Source organism: Nocardia sputi, from assembly GCF_023501985.1.
On sequence record NZ_JAMFLC010000005.1, the window covers coordinates 227,114 to 244,540 of the forward strand.

General features: G+C 66.9%; 20 protein-coding genes and 2 pseudogenes. 13 read left to right on the forward strand and 9 right to left on the reverse strand.

Translation table 11 applies throughout. The features are described from left to right. Positions 1-25: 25 nt before the first annotated feature. The 3 genes and pseudogenes from M8859_RS10275 to M8859_RS10285 form a co-directional block, all read left to right on the forward strand. A pseudogene (locus M8859_RS10275) lies at positions 26-154 on the forward strand (exodeoxyribonuclease III); the annotation flags it as partial. After that, a complete protein-coding gene (locus M8859_RS10280; protein WP_159923095.1) occupies positions 151-633 on the forward strand; it encodes a guanyl-specific ribonuclease in 483 nt (160 codons plus the stop codon). The pseudogene M8859_RS10275 and the gene M8859_RS10280, both read left to right, overlap by 4 nt. Then, the gene (locus M8859_RS10285) at positions 633-1,127 is read left to right on the forward strand and encodes a barstar family protein (RefSeq protein WP_195071641.1); all 495 of its coding nucleotides are present in this window, start codon (positions 633-635) and stop codon (positions 1,125-1,127) included. Before M8859_RS10280 ends, M8859_RS10285 begins: the two co-directional genes overlap by 1 nt. A 9-nt stretch (positions 1,128-1,136) precedes the next feature. On the opposite strand, the gene M8859_RS10290 is transcribed toward M8859_RS10285, so the two are convergent. Further along, positions 1,137-1,772: a TetR/AcrR family transcriptional regulator gene (locus M8859_RS10290; RefSeq protein ID WP_159923098.1), complete on the reverse strand. Its 636-nt coding sequence runs from the start codon at positions 1,770-1,772 to the stop codon at positions 1,137-1,139. Between the two features lie 234 nt (positions 1,773-2,006). Between M8859_RS10290 and M8859_RS10295 the strand changes: the two genes are divergently transcribed. The 3 genes from M8859_RS10295 to yhjD all read left to right on the forward strand — a co-directional run bounded on the left by M8859_RS10295 (position 2,007) and on the right by yhjD (position 5,092). Beyond that, entirely contained in the window at positions 2,007-2,939 is a 933-nt protein-coding gene (locus M8859_RS10295; RefSeq protein WP_159923100.1) for an oxygenase MpaB family protein, read from the forward strand. A gap of 21 nt (positions 2,940-2,960) precedes the next feature. Further along, positions 2,961-3,992 (forward strand): tryptophan--tRNA ligase, encoded by a 1,032-nt coding sequence (gene trpS, locus M8859_RS10300; RefSeq protein ID WP_195139529.1) that lies wholly within the window; start codon positions 2,961-2,963, stop codon positions 3,990-3,992. A 68-nt stretch (positions 3,993-4,060) separates the two neighbouring features. Beyond that, positions 4,061-5,092 carry an inner membrane protein YhjD gene (yhjD, locus tag M8859_RS10305; RefSeq protein WP_195139569.1) on the forward strand — a complete coding sequence of 344 codons (1,032 nt, stop codon included), beginning with the start codon at positions 4,061-4,063 and terminating at the stop codon, positions 5,090-5,092. 42 nt (positions 5,093-5,134) lie between these two features. On the opposite strand, the gene M8859_RS10310 is transcribed toward yhjD, so the two are convergent. Next, positions 5,135-6,442, reverse strand: coding sequence for a D-alanyl-D-alanine carboxypeptidase family protein (locus tag M8859_RS10310; protein WP_249644142.1), 1,308 nt, complete (start codon positions 6,440-6,442; stop codon positions 5,135-5,137). A gap of 129 nt (positions 6,443-6,571) precedes the next feature. Between M8859_RS10310 and M8859_RS10315 the strand changes: the two genes are divergently transcribed. Together M8859_RS10315 and M8859_RS10320 are read left to right on the forward strand one after the other, a co-directional pair. Beyond that, the gene (locus M8859_RS10315; protein ID WP_249644143.1) at positions 6,572-8,083 is read left to right on the forward strand and encodes an MFS transporter; all 1,512 of its coding nucleotides are present in this window, start codon (positions 6,572-6,574) and stop codon (positions 8,081-8,083) included. Next, positions 8,073-8,684 carry an acyl-CoA-like ligand-binding transcription factor gene (locus M8859_RS10320; RefSeq protein WP_223518639.1) on the forward strand — a complete coding sequence of 204 codons (612 nt, stop codon included), beginning with the start codon at positions 8,073-8,075 and terminating at the stop codon, positions 8,682-8,684. Before M8859_RS10315 ends, M8859_RS10320 begins: the two co-directional genes overlap by 11 nt. Before the next feature lie 16 nt (positions 8,685-8,700). On the opposite strand, the gene M8859_RS10325 is transcribed toward M8859_RS10320, so the two are convergent. Both M8859_RS10325 and M8859_RS10330 read right to left on the reverse strand, forming a co-directional pair. Continuing rightward, the gene (locus tag M8859_RS10325) at positions 8,701-9,600 is read right to left on the reverse strand and encodes a phenylalanine 4-monooxygenase (protein ID WP_249644144.1); all 900 of its coding nucleotides are present in this window, start codon (positions 9,598-9,600) and stop codon (positions 8,701-8,703) included. A 128-nt stretch (positions 9,601-9,728) separates the two neighbouring features. After that, a complete protein-coding gene (locus M8859_RS10330; RefSeq protein WP_159923112.1) occupies positions 9,729-10,262 on the reverse strand; it encodes a DUF4396 domain-containing protein in 534 nt (177 codons plus the stop codon). A gap of 108 nt (positions 10,263-10,370) precedes the next feature. Here M8859_RS10330 and M8859_RS10335 point away from each other — a divergent pair, with 108 nt between their 5' ends. Further along, positions 10,371-10,568: a type II toxin-antitoxin system VapB family antitoxin gene (locus M8859_RS10335; RefSeq protein ID WP_159923114.1), complete on the forward strand. Its 198-nt coding sequence runs from the start codon at positions 10,371-10,373 to the stop codon at positions 10,566-10,568. Positions 10,569-10,601: 33 nt separating this feature from the next. On the opposite strand, the gene M8859_RS10340 is transcribed toward M8859_RS10335, so the two are convergent. Beyond that, positions 10,602-10,901 (reverse strand): DUF6881 domain-containing protein, encoded by a 300-nt coding sequence (locus tag M8859_RS10340; protein ID WP_159923116.1) that lies wholly within the window; start codon positions 10,899-10,901, stop codon positions 10,602-10,604. Positions 10,902-11,073: 172 nt separating this feature from the next. Between M8859_RS10340 and radC the strand changes: the two genes are divergently transcribed. Next, the gene (radC, locus tag M8859_RS10345; RefSeq protein ID WP_195071636.1) at positions 11,074-11,751 is read left to right on the forward strand and encodes a RadC family protein; all 678 of its coding nucleotides are present in this window, start codon (positions 11,074-11,076) and stop codon (positions 11,749-11,751) included. Positions 11,752-11,881: 130 nt separating this feature from the next. Here radC and M8859_RS10350 read toward each other — a convergent pair. Then, positions 11,882-11,962: pseudogene (locus tag M8859_RS10350) on the reverse strand (succinate dehydrogenase iron-sulfur subunit); the annotation flags it as partial. 102 nt (positions 11,963-12,064) lie between these two features. Here M8859_RS10350 and M8859_RS10355 point away from each other — a divergent pair. Beyond that, positions 12,065-12,562 (forward strand): NUDIX domain-containing protein, encoded by a 498-nt coding sequence (locus M8859_RS10355; RefSeq protein ID WP_201295198.1) that lies wholly within the window; start codon positions 12,065-12,067, stop codon positions 12,560-12,562. Here M8859_RS10355 and M8859_RS10360 read toward each other — a convergent pair. Continuing rightward, positions 12,546-13,919: an NsdA family TPR-like regulatory protein gene (locus tag M8859_RS10360; RefSeq protein ID WP_504928415.1), complete on the reverse strand. Its 1,374-nt coding sequence runs from the start codon at positions 13,917-13,919 to the stop codon at positions 12,546-12,548. The two genes, M8859_RS10355 and M8859_RS10360, sit on opposite strands and share 17 nt — an antisense overlap. On the opposite strand from M8859_RS10360, the gene M8859_RS10365 reads away from it, so the two are divergent. Both M8859_RS10365 and M8859_RS10370 read left to right on the forward strand, forming a co-directional pair. Then, entirely contained in the window at positions 13,821-14,390 is a 570-nt protein-coding gene (locus M8859_RS10365; RefSeq protein WP_195071635.1) for a hypothetical protein, read from the forward strand. The two genes, M8859_RS10360 and M8859_RS10365, sit on opposite strands and share 99 nt — an antisense overlap. Next, a complete protein-coding gene (locus M8859_RS10370; RefSeq protein ID WP_159923124.1) occupies positions 14,387-14,578 on the forward strand; it encodes a hypothetical protein in 192 nt (63 codons plus the stop codon). The genes M8859_RS10365 and M8859_RS10370 overlap by 4 nt, the downstream gene beginning before the upstream one ends. A gap of 271 nt (positions 14,579-14,849) precedes the next feature. Here the strand turns inward: M8859_RS10370 and M8859_RS10375 are convergent, their stop codons facing one another. Both M8859_RS10375 and sdhA read right to left on the reverse strand, forming a co-directional pair. After that, entirely contained in the window at positions 14,850-15,623 is a 774-nt protein-coding gene (locus tag M8859_RS10375; protein WP_043687867.1) for a succinate dehydrogenase iron-sulfur subunit, read from the reverse strand. After that, on the reverse strand, positions 15,623-17,422 hold the full coding sequence (sdhA, locus tag M8859_RS10380) for a succinate dehydrogenase flavoprotein subunit (protein WP_195071634.1): 1,800 nt from the start codon (positions 17,420-17,422) through the stop codon (positions 15,623-15,625). The genes M8859_RS10375 and sdhA overlap by 1 nt, the downstream gene beginning before the upstream one ends. Positions 17,423-17,427 lie beyond the last annotated feature (5 nt).

Below are 17,427 nucleotides of genomic sequence, written 5' to 3' on the forward strand. Positions count from 1 at the left end.
GGTTCGTAGAACCGAGTCGATCCGATGGCGCGTCGACTATCAACTCGCGCGGGGCGATCTGTCCACCCGGGCCAAGGAGGCGGTGGTCGAACGCGCCGCTGCCTATGACCAGCGGTGGTCCGACCACGCGCCCGTCACGGTGCAGTACCGATGAACGGGTGGTCGATCAAGCGCGGCCTGGGCGTGCTCGGCGCGGTCGCGGCGGTGCTGATCGTCGCGGTGTTCGCGCTGTACGACAGCGGTGACTCATCCACGCAGACGAGTCGGTCGACCACCGTCGCGGCGAGCACCGTCACGCCGACCGCCGCACCGCGCGCTGGGGAGACCGCGTCGCCGGTCACCCAGGCCGTCGGCGTCCCGGAGCGGGCGTACGCCACACTGCGGGAGATCGACGCGGGCCGGTGGCCCGGCTCGGCGAACGCCCCGGGCACCAAAGGCGGTGAGCGGTGGATGAATCGCGGCGGCGATCTGCCCGCCACCGACGGCTCGGGTAAGCCGATCACCTATCAGGAATGGGACGTCAATCCCAAACAGCCCGGTCGGTCCCGCGACGCCGAACGCATCGTTACCGGCAGCGACGGCTCGGCCTGGTACACCGGCGACCATTACAAGACCTTCACGAGGATGCGCTGATGACAAAGACGGTCACGTTGTCGCAGTTCCTTGCCCGGCCCGACGCCGAGGACGCGCCGCCGGGCGCCGAGCTGGCCCCGCCGCGCGTCACCTTCGGCACCCTCGCGGTCGATGCCGCCGAGTTCAGCGGGGTGCGAGACAAGGCGCCATCGGGCTACCTGGTGCGCGAGGTCCGCGGCGCCAAGATGCCCACCACCGCCCGCCTGTTCGACGAGTTCGCGGCCGCGTTCCAGTTCCCCTACTACTTCGGCGAGAACAAGGACGCGTTCGACGAATGTCTGCGTGACCTGGACGATTTCCTCGGTGAAGGGGCTGGATACGTCGCCGTGGTACGCGAGTCGGCCGGACTGCTCGCCGACGAGCCGATCGAGCGCGACTGGTTCGCCGAGGCCATGCGCGACTGCGCGGCCTACTGGTCGCGACGGGACGTGCTCTTCCGGGTGGTCCTGCAGGGCGACGCCCCCGACCTCGAAGACGTTTCCCTGCGCATGTGACCAGGGCGGTCAGCGCAGTTTGGCCGCCAAGTCCTCGCCGAGCAGGACGAACACGTCAACCGTGTGCTCGATCAGTTCGTCGCGCGTGAGGTCGAGGTCGCCTTGGAGCCAGGCGGTCAGCGTCTGCACCAGCCCTCCGACCAGATACAGGGCGCGGAAGTCGATCGCCGGGGCCGGAGCCGAGTCGGGCATCCGGTAGAAGTCGGTGCCTTCGGCGGCCACCATCCGCGCGAACGCTCGCACCGTCTCGGTGGTGCGGGCGCGCAGTTCCGGCGTCGCCATGCCCGCGATCAGGGCGGCTTGGGCCTTGCGCGGGTCGTCGGTGAGCAGGTGCACGCCAGCGGTGATCGCGGCGTGTGCGGTCGCGCGGGTGTCCGGCGCGGCGGTGCGCACGGCCGTGAGGATGGCCGCGGCGAGTTCCTCGGCGATCCCGTCGATCAGGGCGGTGAGCACGGCGTCGCGGCTGTCGAAGTTCTCGTAGTAGTAGCGCTCGTTGAGGCCGGCCCGCGCGCACAGTCCCGACACGGTCAGTTTCGACAACCCCTCCGTGCCGATGATTTCCAGCGCCGCCTCCAGCAACGCCGCGCGCCGCTGTGCCCGGCGCTCCGCAGCGGAGATGCCTCCGTATGTTCGTTGCGCCGTCACACTTCGATTCTTACAGGTCGCCGGACCGCAGCGCCTCGGTCGGCGGCCATTCCGCCTCTTACGGCATCCGTCGTACCTGCCCGCACGCCTCTACGGGCCTCCGCCGCGGTGGTCGTCTTCCCGAGCGAAGCCCGACCGAGTGTGCCGACACCGCAACATTCTGGCAGAGGGTATTGCCAGAAAAGTCGATTCTGGTGGATGCTATTGCCAGATGCTCTCGATGAGGAGGCGGCGATGTCCGAGCCCGGCTATTTCAGTGACCACTCGATGGTTCGACGGGTGATGAGCAAGCGTGCGGTGGGTCTGACCTATGGCTTGCGCGCGCTGGTGATCGGCGCGGTGCACCCGCTGCTCTACGTCGGCACCGCGGAGAACACCGAGCATCGGACGACGCCGTACACCCGGCTCGCGCTGACCGGGCACCTGTTCGAGGCCGTGTTCCTCGGCAGCAAGGCCGAAGCCGACCGCGCACTGTCGTTCACCAGGAAAAGGCACGTCAAGGTACGTGGCGCGCTGCCGGAGGACGCCGGAGCCCGCCATCCGGCGGGTAGCGGGTACGCCGCGCTCGACCCGCACCTGATGTTCATGACGATGGCGTTCACCTTCGACTCGGCCGAGGTGATGTACGACCTGCTGGTGCGCACGATGACCGATGGCGAGCGCGAGGGGCTCTACCAGGACTACGTGCGCTGGGGCGAGCTGTTCGGCATGCCCGCGGACGCGGCGCCGGGCAGCTATCGTGAGTTCCGCGCGTTCTTCGACGGCTACCTCGCCTCCGACGAGCCCTTCCTCACCGACGAGGCGCGGCTGGTCGGCTCCTATCTGGCCGGGCAGCGCGTCCCGTACTCGCGGGGCGTGCCTTTGCAGCAGGTCACCTCCGCGTTCTATCTCCTGGTGCAGGGCAGCTTGCCGCCGCGCATCCGCCGGATGTACGGGATGCGCTGGGGCATGCCGGACGAAGTCGCCTATCAGGCGCTGGGGCGTGCGGTCCGCACCGCGCACGTGTCGTTTCCGCTGGTGCCCGCGGTGCTGCGCGGCACCCTCGCCGGACCCAGCGCGCCGGTCTACAAGCTGTTGTCCAAGCGCGAACACGAACTGGTCAGCGGGGGACGGCCGAGCATGCCGGGCGTGGATCCGCGCAACTGGGTGCAGCGGAATTCGGCTTGATGAGCATGCGAAGATCGGAGTATGTCCAGTCCTGCGCCCACCCCGGCCGCCGAACGCAAACAGCGGGTCCTGTCCGGGATCCAGCCGACCAGCTCCTCGTTTCATCTCGGGAACTATCTTGGTGCGCTGCAGTACTGGGTGACCATGCAGGACGATTACGACGCGCTGTATTTCATCCCGGACATGCACGCGATCACGGTGCCGCAGGACCCCAAGGAGCTGAAGGCGCGCACCAGAGGCGCCGCCGCTCAGCTGCTCGCGCTGGGCATCGACCCGAAGAGGTCCACCCTGTTCGTGCAGAGCCAGGTGCCCGAGCACGCCGAGCTGGCCTGGGTGCTCAGCTGCATCACCGGCTTCGGCGAAGCCAGCCGGATGACGCAGTTCAAGGACAAGTCGGTGAAGCAGGGCGCGGAGAACGCGACCGTCGGCCTGTTCACCTACCCGGTGCTGATGGCCGCGGACATCCTGCTCTATCGCGCTCATCAGGTGCCCGTCGGCGAGGATCAGCGCCAGCATCTGGAGCTGACCCGAAACCTGGCTCAGCGCTTCAATACTCGGTTCAAGAAGACGTTCGTCGTGCCGGAAGCGCACATCGTCAAGGGCACCGCGAAGATCTATGACCTGCAGGATCCGACCGCCAAGATGAGCAAGTCGGCGTCCACCGACGCGGGCCTGATCAATCTGCTCGACGATCCGAAGGTCACCGCGAAGAAGGTGAAATCCGCGGTCACCGACACCGAACGCGAGATCCGTTACGACCCGGAACACAAGCCCGGTGTCAGCAATCTGTTGGTGATCCTGAGTTCGCTGACCGGCACGCCGATCGTCACCTTGGAGAAGGACTTCGAGGGTAAGGGTTACGGCGAACTCAAAGCCGACGTGGCCGACGCGCTGGTCGAATTCGTCACGCCGTTGCGCGCGAAGGTGCAAGAGTACATGTCGGATCAAGGCGAACTCGACCGTGTCCTCGCGGCTGGAGCCGATCGCGCGAGAGAGATCGCAGGCAACACCCTCGCACAGGTCTACGACCGGGTCGGTTTGCTGCGTCGCTGAAACGGCTACCTCGCCTTCGCGCGGCCCAACAGGCGTCGTGTGAGGTCTCTCGTTCGAAGGGGCGAATGGTGCGGGTGATCGACAACATCAAGGCCGGGATCGAAGGCCGGATCCAGGCGCAGCCGTGGCTGGAACACTTGGTCCGTACGGTGGGGCGCTACCAGCGGCAACGAGGCGACCATTATGCGGCGGGCATCACGTATTTCACTGTGCTGTCGCTGTTTCCGCTGCTGATGATCGCTTTCGCGGTCGCGGGCGTGGTCCTGACCAACAATCCGGAGCTGCTCGCGGAATTGCAGGCCAAGATCATCGAGAACATTCCCGGCTCGTTCGGCACCCAGTTGAACGAGCTGGTGGATCAGGCGGTCCGATCGCGGGGCACCGTCGGCGTCCTGGGTCTGCTCACCGGCGTCTACAGCGGACTGGGCTGGATGGCCAATCTGCGGGCCGCGCTCACCGAGCAGTGGGAGCAGAAGTCTCCGGACGGCAATTGGCTGATGACCAAGGTCTCCGATCTGGGAGCGCTGGTCGGTCTCGGTCTCGCCTTCGCGGTGTCGCTGGGGTTGTCGGCGTTGGCGTCGAGCACCCTCGGTACGCGGCTGCTCGAAGGCGTCGGCCTCGGTGACGCGCCCGGGGCGGGCGTGCTGCTGTGGCTGTTGTCGACCTCGCTCGGGTTCCTCGCCTCCTGGGCGGTGTTCGCATGGGTCATCGCCAGGCTGCCCCGGGAACCGGTGACACTGGCCAGCGCGGTCAAGGCCGCCGCCCTGGCCGCGCTGGTGTTCGAAGTGTTCAAGATCGTCGCGTCGTTCTACCTGCGGTTGGTGCTGAACAGCCCGGCCGGCGCCACCTTCGGCTCGATCATCGGCCTGATGGTGTTCAGCTACGTCACCTACCGCATCGTCCTGTTCGCCACCGCCTGGGCCGCCACCACCGCGGAGAACGAGCCGGAAGCGGAGATTCCCGCACCCGCGCCCGCCGTGATCGCGCCGAGGGTCGGCGCACGCGATATATCGATGGGTGTCGGCGCCGCGTTCTTCGGCGCGGGTGCGCTTGCCGCGCTCGCTCTTTCGGGATTGCGACGGTTGCCCGGGCGTCGATGATCAGCCGGTCGGCGGTGCCAGGCGCCTCGTGCCCCGCCGGGATCAGCGTCGCCGGTTGGCCCGCCGTGCTCCCAGCAGTAGAGCGATGACCAGGACGAGACCGCCGACGATCAGCACGGTTCTGGCACCGCTGCGGCGATCCTCGGCAATGGGCATGGCGGACGGGTCGCTGCCCGGCGAAGGGGCCGCCAGGTCGGTTCCCGGCGCCGGAGGCGCGGCCAGGACGACCGAGCTCTGCTTGCGCTGGGGTACCACCACACCGGGCAGGTTGCCGATCGAGGCGCTGCGGGGCAACGCGAATCCGTAGTCGAGCAGCCGGACGGCCTGTTCCCATGGCCGGATCGGGCGAACCTCGGCCTGCAGCAGGGTGACGGCGAGCCTGCGGCCGTCGCGCTGGGCGGCGGCCACGAACGTCTGGCGCGCGTCGTCGGTGAAGCCGGTCTTGCCGCCGAGGGCGCCGTCGTAGTTGTAGAGCAGCTGGTTGTCGTTGCCGATGGGATATCCGGGGCGATCGGTGTCGCCGGGGATGTCCGGGTCGGCGGGGTAGCCCGGGAAATCGGCCTGCTGCGTGTGGATCAGCTCGGCGAACAGCGGGATCGTCATGGCTTCACGGAACAGCACAGCCAAGTCATAGGCCGAGGTGCTCATCCCGGGGCCGTCCAGACCGGAGGGGGTCGCGGCGCGAGTGTCCATGGCGCGCAACGATTTCGCCAGTTCGTTCATCTTCGCGACGGTCGCCGCGTCGCCGCCTAGTTGCGCGGCGATGGCATGCGCCGCGTCGTTGCCCGAGGCCATGATCAGCGCCTGCATGAGCTGCCGGTTCGTATAACGGCCGCCGGGGCCGATGCCCACCCGGGTGCCGTCGACATCGGCGTCGGCCTGCGTGCCGATGACGACCTTGTCGAGATTCAGGGTGCGCAGCGCCAGCGTGGCCAGCAGCACTTTGATCGTGCTGGCGGGCCGGTAGCGGCCGTGTGGGTCTTTCGCCGCCAGCACCTCCCCGGTGTCCAGATCCGCCACCAGCCAGGCCGTCGCCGAAATGTCCTGCGGCGCGGGCGGCACGGCTTTGGGGAGCACGACGCCGCATTCACCGAGGCGGGGCCCGCCGATCGGAGGGGAGGGAATCGGCAGCGGCGTGGGAGTCGGCTGTCCGGGCGCGGGCACCTCGGAGGCGTCGATCGGTGGGGGCGGCGATGTCTTCTGCGGGCAGCCGTCGGTGTTCGGGGTCGTGAACGGCGTGGTGGTGCTGGGCGCCGCCAGGGACGGCACGGCCGTCGCTGCGATCGCGGCGACGGCGAGCAGGCCGCCCGCGCACACCAAGGCGCGGCGCCGGAAGTCCGTGATCTTCATCGGGAGTGAGCCTAGCGAGGGATCCACGCGACGACCGCATATGTGCACCTTCCGAGCCAGAAGGTATTGACACCAACACTCAAATGATAGTTACTATCAAAAAGTGGTAGCTATCATTTGGAGGAGATCATGAGAACCGGTTCGACCCGCCGCTGGCTCGCGCTCGGCGCGCTCGCGGTCGCGATGCTGACCATCGGGCTCGACGTCACCGTCCTGACCGTGGCCTTGCCCACCCTCGCCGTCGACCTGAACGCGAATACGGCTGCGCTGCAGTGGTTCAGCAGCGCATACACGCTGGCGCTCGCGGCCGTGATGTTGCCCGCGGGTGCGCTCGGTGATCGCTATGGCCGCAAGAAGTTCCTGCTCGCCGCGCTGATGCTGTTCGGGGTCGCCTCCGTCGCCTGCGCCCTGGCCGGCTCGCCCGGCCAGCTCATCGCGGCCCGGGTCGCGCTCGGGGTCGGCGCGGCGGCGATGATCCCGCTGTCGATGTCGGTCTTGCCCGACATGTTCCCCGACCAGGTGGAACGGCAGCATGCGCTCACCATCTGGATCACCTCGACCGCGATCGGTCTTCCGCTGGGACCCGTCGTCGGTGGATGGTTGCTGCGCAACTTCTGGTGGGGGTCGGTGTTCCTGATCAACGTGCCGATGGTGGTGATCGGCGCGCTGGCCGTCGCCGCGCTGGTGCCGGAATCGCGGAGCCCGCACCGTTTTCGCATGGATCTGCCCGGTGTCGTGCTATCGGTCGCGGGCATGCTCGGGCTCACCTACGGCTTCATCCGGGTCGGCGAGAAGGGCTGGGGTGACGGCCCGGCCTGGGCGATCATCGCGGCCGGTGTGCTGCTGATCGGCGTTTTCCTGGCCTGGCAGCGCAGAACGGCGCACCCGCTGATCGATCTCGGGTTGTTCGCCGCACCCGGATTCCGTTCGGGGGTGGCCTTTTCCATCGTGGTGAACTTCGCCATGTTCGGCATGTTCTTCACCGTTCCGCAGTACTTCCAGGCGGTGCTGGGCGTGGACGCGCTCGGTAGCGGGCTGCGACTGCTTCCGCTGATCGGCGGGATCGTGGTGGGCAGCAGGCTGGTTGACAAGGCGCTGGTGAAGCTGGGCATCCGCGTGGTGATCACCACCGGGTTCGCCCTGCTGGCGGGCTCACTGATGCTGGGTGCGCTGACCAAGGTGGACAGCGGGTACGGTTTCGCGGCGCTGTGGCTGACGCTGCTCGGCGCCGGAATGGGCCTGGTGATGCCCGCGGCCATGGGCGTGGCGATGGACGACCTGAGCGCGGAGCGTTCCGGCTCCGGCTCCGCGCTGCTGCAGGCGTTGCGCCAGGCGGCGGGCACTATCGGCGTCGCGGTGCTGGGCACCGTGCTGTCCACCCGCTACCGGTCGGAACTCGGCGCGTTGAATCGTGAGCCGATCGCCGACGGCGTCAACGCGGGCGTCGCCACGGCACAGCAGTTGGATGATCCAGCGATGCTGCACCAGGTGCAAGAGGCGTTCCTGGGCGGCATGAGCGCGATGCTGTGGGCCTGCGCCGCGCCGTGCTTACTGGCGGCAGTGCTCACAGTCGTGTTCGTCCGCACGCGACCCGGCCGGGTGCCGGAGCCCGATGGGGCAGAATCGATGCATGTCGGTTGAGCTACCCGCGAAGGGGACGGCGCAGGGTCTGCGCGAGCGGAAGAAGGAACGGACCCGCCGCAGCATTCGTGTCGAAGCCTTCCGGCTGTTCCGAGAACAGGGCTACAACGAGACCACGATCGAGCAGATCGCGGCGGCCGCCGAGGTCTCGCCCAGCACCTTCTTCCGCTATTTCCCGACGAAGGAACAGCTCGTTCTCGCCGACGATCTCGATCCGATGATGCTCGAGGCGCTACGACGGCAGCCGCGCGACGTGTCCCCGCTGACGGCCTTCCGTGGCGCGGTCGTCGAAGTCTTCTCGAGCCTCCCCGCCGCCGAACTCGCCTTCGAGCAGGAGCGCCAAGCGCTGCTGTATCACGTACCGGAGCTGCGATCGGCGATCGGATTGGAGATCGTGCGCAGCATCGATCTGCTCGCGAACCTGCTGGCAGATCATGTGGGCCGCTCCGCCGACGACTTCGAGATCCGGGTGGCGGCGGGTGCGGTGGCGGGCGCTGCCTTGGCCATCTCGACGATGACGCCGATGAACGTGGAGAACATCACTCGCGCACTGGACTTACTGGAGGCGGGCCTGCCACTGCGGCTGGATCACAAGTCCTGAGTCTCCGTCGGCGGATCTACGACGCCCCGGCGGCGCTGGTCTGCCGTAACCGATCGGGTGTGTCGTCGTCCATGGTCGCGAAGAAGCCGCCGATCACGTCTTCGATCTCGGCGATCGAGTCCGCGCAGTAGAGAATCGGCTGGTAGTGCGTGATGTCGTAGGTCGCGGTCCCCATCTGGGCGATGTCGAGCGGGCGCAGCTGCGCATGCCGGAACTCCTCGATCTCCCCGTAGGACGACAGCAGCCCCGCGCCATAGCAGCGGACCTCGCCGTGTTCGCGGACGACGCCGAACTCCATCGAGAACCAGAACACGTCGGCGAGGAACTTCAGCGCGCGGTGGGTGCTCAGCCGCGCGACCGCCGCGCCGACCGTCGCGTAGATCGCCGCGAAGCGTGGACTGGCGATCTGGTTGGCGTGCCCGATGATCTCGTGGATGGCGTCCGGCTCCGGCGTGTACAACGGCGCTGAATGATGCCGAATGTATTGGGTGGAGTGGAAGATCCGATCGGCGAAGGAACCGAAGAACTCCCGCAGCGGCACCAGGCCCGCGGCCGGGGCATAGCGGAACCCGGTCAGCGGTTGCAGCGCCGCGGATACTTCGTCCAATTGGGGAATGTGATCGGTGGGCAGGGACAGCGCCTCGGCGGCCGCCAGCACCTCCGCGCTGGCATAGGTGCGATGTTTGCGGCCGAGTTCGGCCGACACGATCCGCCACACCTGCTGCTCTTCGTCGGTGTAGGCGATGTGTGGGAGCGGCTTTCCCGGTGCGTAGTCGAGCGCCAGCGCGGCGATGGCATTGCGCCGGGCCCGGTAGACCGGATCGTGCACGCCGGGATGCTCCTCGCTCAGGTGCACGGTCACGTCACCATCGCCGGTGCGGGTCACCGGCGAGTACAGCTGGGCCTCGGTGAACATATCTCGATGCAAGCACCGCCGGACCCCGCCGACAACAAAAGCTCGCCCAGCTGAGCAATCTGCCTAGCTGAACGAGCTTTCTCCGTGGCATCACAGCAGTGGAAGCCGCAGGACGGGTGGCCTGCTGATCAGTGGCCGCCGTGTAACGAATGCACCACGGCATGGCCTTTGCCGCGTCCGATCATCCACTTGTTCACCGGTGTGGTCACCACGAACGCCACCGCGAAGGCGAAGGCCAGGGTGGCCCAGAACAGAGCACTGTCGAGGTGGGCGTCCATCGCGCCGGGTACGGCGAGGATCACGGCGTTGTCCACGATCTCCATGACCGTGATCGACACGGTGTCGGCGGCGAACGCGGTGCCGACCGCGGCGGCCAGCGGCAGGCCCGCGCGCAGCACGCCACGCATGGTGAACGCGTAACCGAACAGGAATGCCAGCACGATGGCCAGCGCCATCGTCGAGGTGTTGTTCCAGCCCAGCGCGGTGCCGATCACCATGCCCATGACCTCGCCGATGGCGCAGCCGGTGAGGCAGTGCAGCGTCGCCATCGCCGCCATCCGCCAGGTAGCCGGGGCGCGGTGGGCGGTGTGACGGCTGATGTCGTGCGTCGCATCCGCGTGATGCGAGACGTGCTCGCTGGAAGTGTCGTGCCTGTGCTCCATGCCCGGAACTATACCCCAGTAGGGTATGAACGCAAGCCTGGAGTTCGTGATTTGCCGGACATGAGCGGGCGCTATGGCGCAAGATGGCGAAAGTATGAAGGAGGGCGCATGAAATCCGTGCGGATCGATCTCGACCAGAACTTGCTCGCCGCGGCCGCCGCCATCATGGGCACGTCGACCAGCGATGCCACCATCAACGAGGCCCTGCGCCGGATCGTTGTGCACGAGCGCCAGCTGCACAATCTGGAAAGGCTCGCCGCCAAAGTATTCGTCGGACTACACGACGTCGCCGGGGCGGACCGCTAGGCGGCTCCGCTCGACGCCCTTCGGAACGGTCGGCTAGTTGGAAGACGCGGGCCGCTGCTCGTCGTGAGCCCGCAGCCAGACGGTCTCGAACTCGTGAGCGTCGATCTGAAGTGCGGTGAACTCGGTCTCGGCATTGATCTCGTCCAACGTCGGAACGGGGATCTGCCCGAGTTCGGTCGTGCCGGTGGCGCGATCCGCGTCGGCCCAGTCGCTGTGGCCGTCGCGGAACACCTCGACCTTGCGCACCTCGAAGCCGTCGTCACCGATCTCACTGAACAACTCGACCGGCTCGTCGTCGAAGTCGTGGTGCCATTGCGCCTTCAGGTACCACATCGCCCATCAACTCCCCAGTTCGCGACCGACTCGGTGACCGAACCGCACATCTGCCAGCATATGGCGCGCTGGGCAGCGGGGTGGTGGCGCTGCGGACGGGCGGGCATACGAAGTGTCGGTGGCCGCTGGCAGAATCCCGGACACTGTTGGCCTGAGGCGAGGGGTGGGAGTCATGGCGGTCTCTCTAGTCGACGTGCCGGTAGCGCAGCGGCCGCGTGAACGGTTGCTGGCGCTGGGGCCGCATGCGCTGAGCGACGCGGAGTTGCTCGCGCTGCTGCTGCGGCAGGGCAGACGCGGCGCGAGCGCGTTGGACCTGGCGGTGGAGTTGCTGGTCGAGCACGGCGGGCTCGCCGGGCTGGCGTCGGCGCGTCCGGAGGAGCTGTCGCGTCGGGCCGGCATCGGCGTGGCCAAGGCCGCCGCGATCATCGCCGCGTTCCACCTCGGCGCGCGAGCGCGCGGCGGGACGGACACCTCGCTTCGGTTGACCAGTTCCGCCGACGTGGCCGCCGCTGCCCGTCCCCAGTTCGCGGGCGCGCGCGTCGAGCGCCTGCTCGTCCTGGTCTGCGACGCGCAGAACCGCCTGCGCCAGAAGGTTTTCGTCGCCGAAGGCGCGATCGACCAGGTCGCCGTCCCGGTCCGCGAAATCCTGAACACCGTCCTGCGCCACGACGGCCGAGCCTTCGCCATCGTGCACAACCACCCCTCCGGCGACCCCACTCCCAGCCCCGACGACCGCCGCACCACCACCCTCCTCACCGAGGCCGCACACACCGTAGGCCTCCGCTTCCTCGACCACGTGGTGATCGCAGGGGAGAAGTGGACGAGCGCCCCGGGGTTTCCGAGCCCTTGAATGCGGCCCTTGAACGCAACATTCACTTGATGGCACCGAAACGGGGGTCCACCACTCGCTGAGCTGGACGGCGAAGGCCGCCTTCATCGGGTGATGAAGGCGGCCCTCGGTTTTCGGCTGTGCCGGGAGGTCAGCGAGTGAAGAGCAGGGCTCGCTTCACTCCTTGGATGGCCTTGGTGACCTCGATGCCGCGGGGGCACGCGTCGGTGCAGCGTCTCCAGGGGCAAGGCGTGGGGTGCTCCCGTTCGTGGGCGTCTGCGTATACGGTCGAACCGTGGCCCGAACGCAGTGGACAATTCACGGTGAGCACGTCGTGGACGAGAATCGCCATATCAAGCTGTCGACGGTTGATGTGGAGCTACCCGATGGAGTGAAGTTCACCCAGTACGTCGCGCGGATGCCGCGGTGTGCGATGACGTTGGTGCTCAACGAACGACGCGAAGCCTTGCTTATGTACCGCCACCGCTTCATCATCGACCGCTGGGTGTGGGAATTGCCGGGCGGCTATGTGGATCACGCCGAGGATGTTGCCGCCGCTGCGGCGCGGGAAGTCGAAGAGGAAACGGGTTGGCGTCCACGGTCGATGGAACGCCTGGTCACCTACCAGCCAGCCATCGGCACCTTGGATCAGCCGCAGGAAATCTACCTCGCGCGCGGCGCCGATCTGACCGAGACCGAACCGGACATCAACGAGGCCGAAGACATTCGTTGGATCTCGCTCGAGGGAGCGGGCGCGATGATAGATCGCGGGGAGATCGTAGGCGCGGCGACGGTGGTGGCGGTGTACCGGGCGCTCAGTCTGCCCGTCTAGCGATCGCAAGCACCTGCTGGCGGAATCTGCCGACATCAGGAAGTGTGGCGTACCGTGCGAGACGGTGCCGTAGGTCCCGCAAGTACGCGAGCGTCCGCTGCGATTCCAGACCGCTGACGATCTCGAGGGCTTCGGTGCTGATCCGAACCGCTTCGTGCGGGTCGTCGTCGGCGCGGGCGGATGCCAAGAGGCACAGATTGAACGCGCGCCCACGGACGTAGCCGTCCGACATGTTTAACGACCGTTCGGCAAAATGGGCTGTGCGGGCTGTGCGGGCTGTGCGGGCGGTGTCGCGGAAGCAGTGCGCGGTTTTAGCGGACAGATAAGCTTCGTCGAAGTACTCCAGCCAGGGAGGACGTGCACCTTCAGCGCGGGCGAAGGCTCGTTGAGCCGCATTGAGGGAACCGGCGCACGACGAACTGTCGGCGCGCGCCGCGTGGCCATGTGCTTCGATCACGTGGCATTCGGACTCCAGAGCAGCCAGTCCAGCGCTTCGTGCCGAGATGCGCGCAGCCCGAGCGAGATCGATCGCGTCGCCCGGTCGGCCTACATAGATGGCTTGATGACTCATCGCGGCGAGAATCTCCGCGCCGAGTCCGGCATCGCCTGCGGCGCGGGACATCCGTAAGGCTTGGATCAGATAGCGCTGCGCCAGGCCGTGCTCCTCCAAGTCATACGCTGCCCACCCCGCGAGCTTGGTAAGTTCGGCGGTGGTAGCGAACAACTGTCGTCCGATCGGCTCGGTGTAACTGCCGCGCAGTAGTGGCGCCACCGAACTGTGGAGATATTGAACGAGAGTCGAGCGAACCTTGCCGCCACCGACACGATTGTCCAAGTCGCGGAAAGCGGAGTTCATCTTTCGCACCGCGTCGATATCGGATTGACCGATGCGGCGAAGACCTGCGCAAGAAGTCGGATGTTCCGGCGCGGGCATGGTCAGCCATCGCATTGACGCCGCCGGATAGACCGCCGCAGCGTAGGACGCTCCTATCAAGAAACGTCGGCGCTCCACATCGCTCCTCCATAGCGCAGTCGCGGCAGCTGTTGCCTCCGCCAGGCTCAACGAGAATTCCAACCCGAGATCGGCGGTGCTGGGGCCGCTGGACATTCCGCAGTCGGACGGGACCACACGGCGGCCGACTACTTCGGTAAGGACTTCGGCGACCAGGTCCGGTCCCGGCGGCTTCGGCTGCTCACCGGCCAACCACCGAGTCACTGCGGTGTGGTCGTAGCGAAGTGCGACCCCGACTGCGCTCCCGTGCTCGACTACGCGGCGGGCGAGGCCTTTTCGGCTCAGACCGGTTTCCTCCAACAGCTCCGCGAGGTGCCTGTTCGGCTGCTTCGGCTGACGTCCCATGTCCGGGAGTGTGGCACGGACAACAGCGCGGACGCCATGATCACGCCCGCGTTCACACACCCTGTGCACACACCTGCCCAAGCTGCGCGTCTTACCGATGACGGCATGTGCACGGTCTCCTGGAACTGTCCGGCGCCGTTCGGCTTTGTCCACGTCGCACCACAGTGCCCACAACACTGGAGGTCAGTCATGCACCCATTTGCTGCTATTTTGGTCGTCACGATCCTCGTGACTGCCGCTGCCTTTTGTCTGGCTTTGCGCTACCTCGAACGCGAGGATGGAGCCTCTGCTGCAACGGAACGAATCACGGACGTCTTTCCTCGTGTCTCCGTTGTGGAAGCGCACCGGATCATGCAGCAGTACCGCGATTGCCCGGCCGAAACCTGCGACATCAAGCGGCTCGCCTACTGGACTCTGGTGGACGCCGGACACATCACGCCGTCGGTGCGAGCGGAACGGATCACCCGATGACCATTACCTCGGCCGACGTCGAGCAGTGGCGCCATTTCCATCGCAACTGTTTCGTGGTGGGTGCTTTTCGTTCCCTCGACCAGGCTGGATTCGTCCTCAACGCTCATTCCGGGCACGGGCCGAACTGCCTGCAATACCTCGCCGCATCGGCGTACAGCAGCGGCTTGGCGGACGAGGCACTGGCATGACCCGCATCGGTTGGCTGCGTTGGGATGACGGGACCTGGGCTGCGGTCGATGAGTACGGAATCCCACATCCGATCGGTGTCGACGGCTCGGAAGCTGTCGACGATGGGGACGCGACAGCGGATTACTTGCCCCCTCGAGTGCTAGCACAAGATGAATATCGACAGTTTCCGGCGAACTAGCAGCCGTGATGAACGCAGTCCGCTTCAGGAACGGCGAAGGCCGCCTTACTCGGATGAGTAGGCGGCCTTCGGTTTTCGGCTGTGCCGGGAGGTCAGCGAGTGAAGAGCAGGGCTCGCTTGACTTCTTGGATGGCCTTGGTGACCTCGATGCCGCGGGGGCAGGCGTCGGTGCAGTTGAAGGTGGTGCGGCAGCGCCAGACGCCTTCGACGTCGTTGAGGATGTCGAGGCGCTCGCGGGCGGCTTCGTCGCGGCTGTCGAAGATGAAGCGGTGGGCGTTCACGATCGCGGCCGGGCCGAAGTAGCTGCCGTCGCTCCAGTACACGGGGCAGGAGGTGGTGCAGCAGGCGCACAGGATGCACTTGGTGGTGTCGTCGAACCGGGCGCGGTCGGCCTGGCTCTGGATGCGCTCGCGGGTGGGCTCGTTACCCGTGGTGATCAGGTACGGCTTCACCGCGCGGAACGCGTCGAAGAACGGCTCCATGTTCACCACGAGGTCCTTCTCCACGGGCAGGCCGCGGATCGGCTCGACGGTGACGGTGATCGACTTGCCGCCCTTGGGCAGCATGTCCTTCATCAGCACCTTGCAGGCCAGCCGGTTGACGCCGTTGATCCGCATGGCGTCGGAACCGCAGACGCCGTGCGCGCAGGAACGCCGGAAGGTGAGTGTGCCGTCCAGGTAGGACTTGATGTAGATCAGCACGTTCAGGAAGCGGTCGGTCGACAGGACCGGCACCTGGAAGGACTCCCAGTGCGCGCCCTTGTCGTCCTCCGGGTTGAACCGGGCCACCTTGACGGTGATCATCACCGAGCCCTCGGGGACCGGAGCGGGCTTCTGCGAAGAGGGTGCTTCGGCAACAGCAGTCATCAGTACTTACGCTCCATCGGCTCGTAACGGGTCTGCACCACCGGCTTGAAGTCCAGGCGGATGTCCGAAAGGAGATCCGAGCCCTCCTTGTAGGCCATCGTGTGCCGCATGAAGTTCACGTCGTCGCGGTCCGGGTAGTCCTCGCGAGCGTGGCCGCCGCGCGATTCCTTGCGGTTGAGCGCACCCACCACGGTGACCTCGGCCAGCTCGAGCAGGAAGCCGAGCTCGACGGCCTCGAGCAGGTCGCTGTTGTAGCGCTTGCCCTTGTCCTGCACGGTGATGCGCGCGTAGCGCTCCTTGAGCGCGTGGATGTCGGTGAGCGCCTGCTTGAGCGTGTCCTCGGTGCGGAACACCGAGGCGTTGTTGTCCATCGACCGCTGCAGCTCGGTGCGGATGTCGGCCACCCGCTCGTCGCCGTGCTCGCTCAGCAGCTGGGTCAGCCAGTCCTGCACCATCTGCGCCGGGTTCTCCGGCATTTCGACGAACTCGCTGCGCTGCGCGTACTCCGCGGCCGCGATGCCCGCGCGGCGGCCGAACACGTTGATGTCCAGCAGCGAGTTGGTGCCCAGACGGTTGGCGCCGTGCACCGAGACACACGCGCACTCGCCCGCGGCGTAGAGGCCGGGGACGATGTCGCTGTTGTTGCGCAGCACCTCGCCGCGGATGCGGGTCGGGATGCCACCCATCACGTAGTGACAGGTCGGGAACACCGGCACCAGTTCCTTCACCGGGTCCACACCCAGGTAGGTACGGGAGAACTCGGTGATGTCGGGCAGCTTCTCCTCGAGCACGTCCTCGCCGAGGTGGGTGACGTCGATGTAGACGTAGTCCTTGTTCGGTCCCGCGCCGCGGCCCTCCAACACCTCCAGCACCATCGAGCGGGCGACGATGTCGCGCGGCGCGAGGTCCTTGATGGTGGGGGCGTAGCGCTCCATGAACCGCTCGCCGTCGGCGTTGCGCAGGATGCCGCCCTCGCCGCGGACGGCCTCGGAGATCAGGATGCCCAGGCCGGCCAGACCTGTCGGGTGGAACTGGTGGAACTCCATGTCCTCCAGCGGCAGGCCCTTGCGGAACACGATCGCCATGCCGTCACCGGTCAAGGTGTGCGCGTTCGAGGTGGTCTTGTACATCCGGCCCGAGCCGCCGGTGGCGAACACGATCGACTTGGCGTGGAAGACGTGGATCTCGCCGGTGGCCAGCTCGTAGGCGACCACGCCGGTGGCGACCGGACCGCGATCGGTCTCGGTGAGCACCAGGTCCAGCACGTAGAACTCGTTGAAGAACTCCACGTCGTGCTTGACGCAGTTCTGGTACAGCGTCTGCAGGATCATGTGGCCGGTGCGGTCGGCGGCGTAGCACGCGCGGCGGACGGGAGCCTTGCCGTGATCGCGGGTGTGGCCGCCGAAGCGACGCTGGTCGATCTTGCCTTCGGGCGTCCGGTTGAACGGCAGGCCCATCTTCTCGAGGTCGAGCACCGCGTCGATGGCCTCTTTGGCCATGATCTCCGCGGCGTCCTGGTCGACGAGGTAGTCACCACCCTTGACGGTGTCGAAGGTGTGCCATTCCCAGTTGTCCTCTTCGACGTTGGCCAGTGCGGCGCACATGCCGCCCTGGGCCGCGCCGGTGTGGCTGCGGGTCGGGTACAGCTTGGTCAGCACCGCCGTCCGAACCCGCGGGCCGGCCTCGATCGCGGCGCGCATGCCCGCGCCACCCGCGCCGACGATGACGACGTCGTAGCGGTGCTCCTGGACAGGACGAGCTTCCCCGGTCCCGATGGTTCGTTCGCTGCGCTCACTCATGCGAG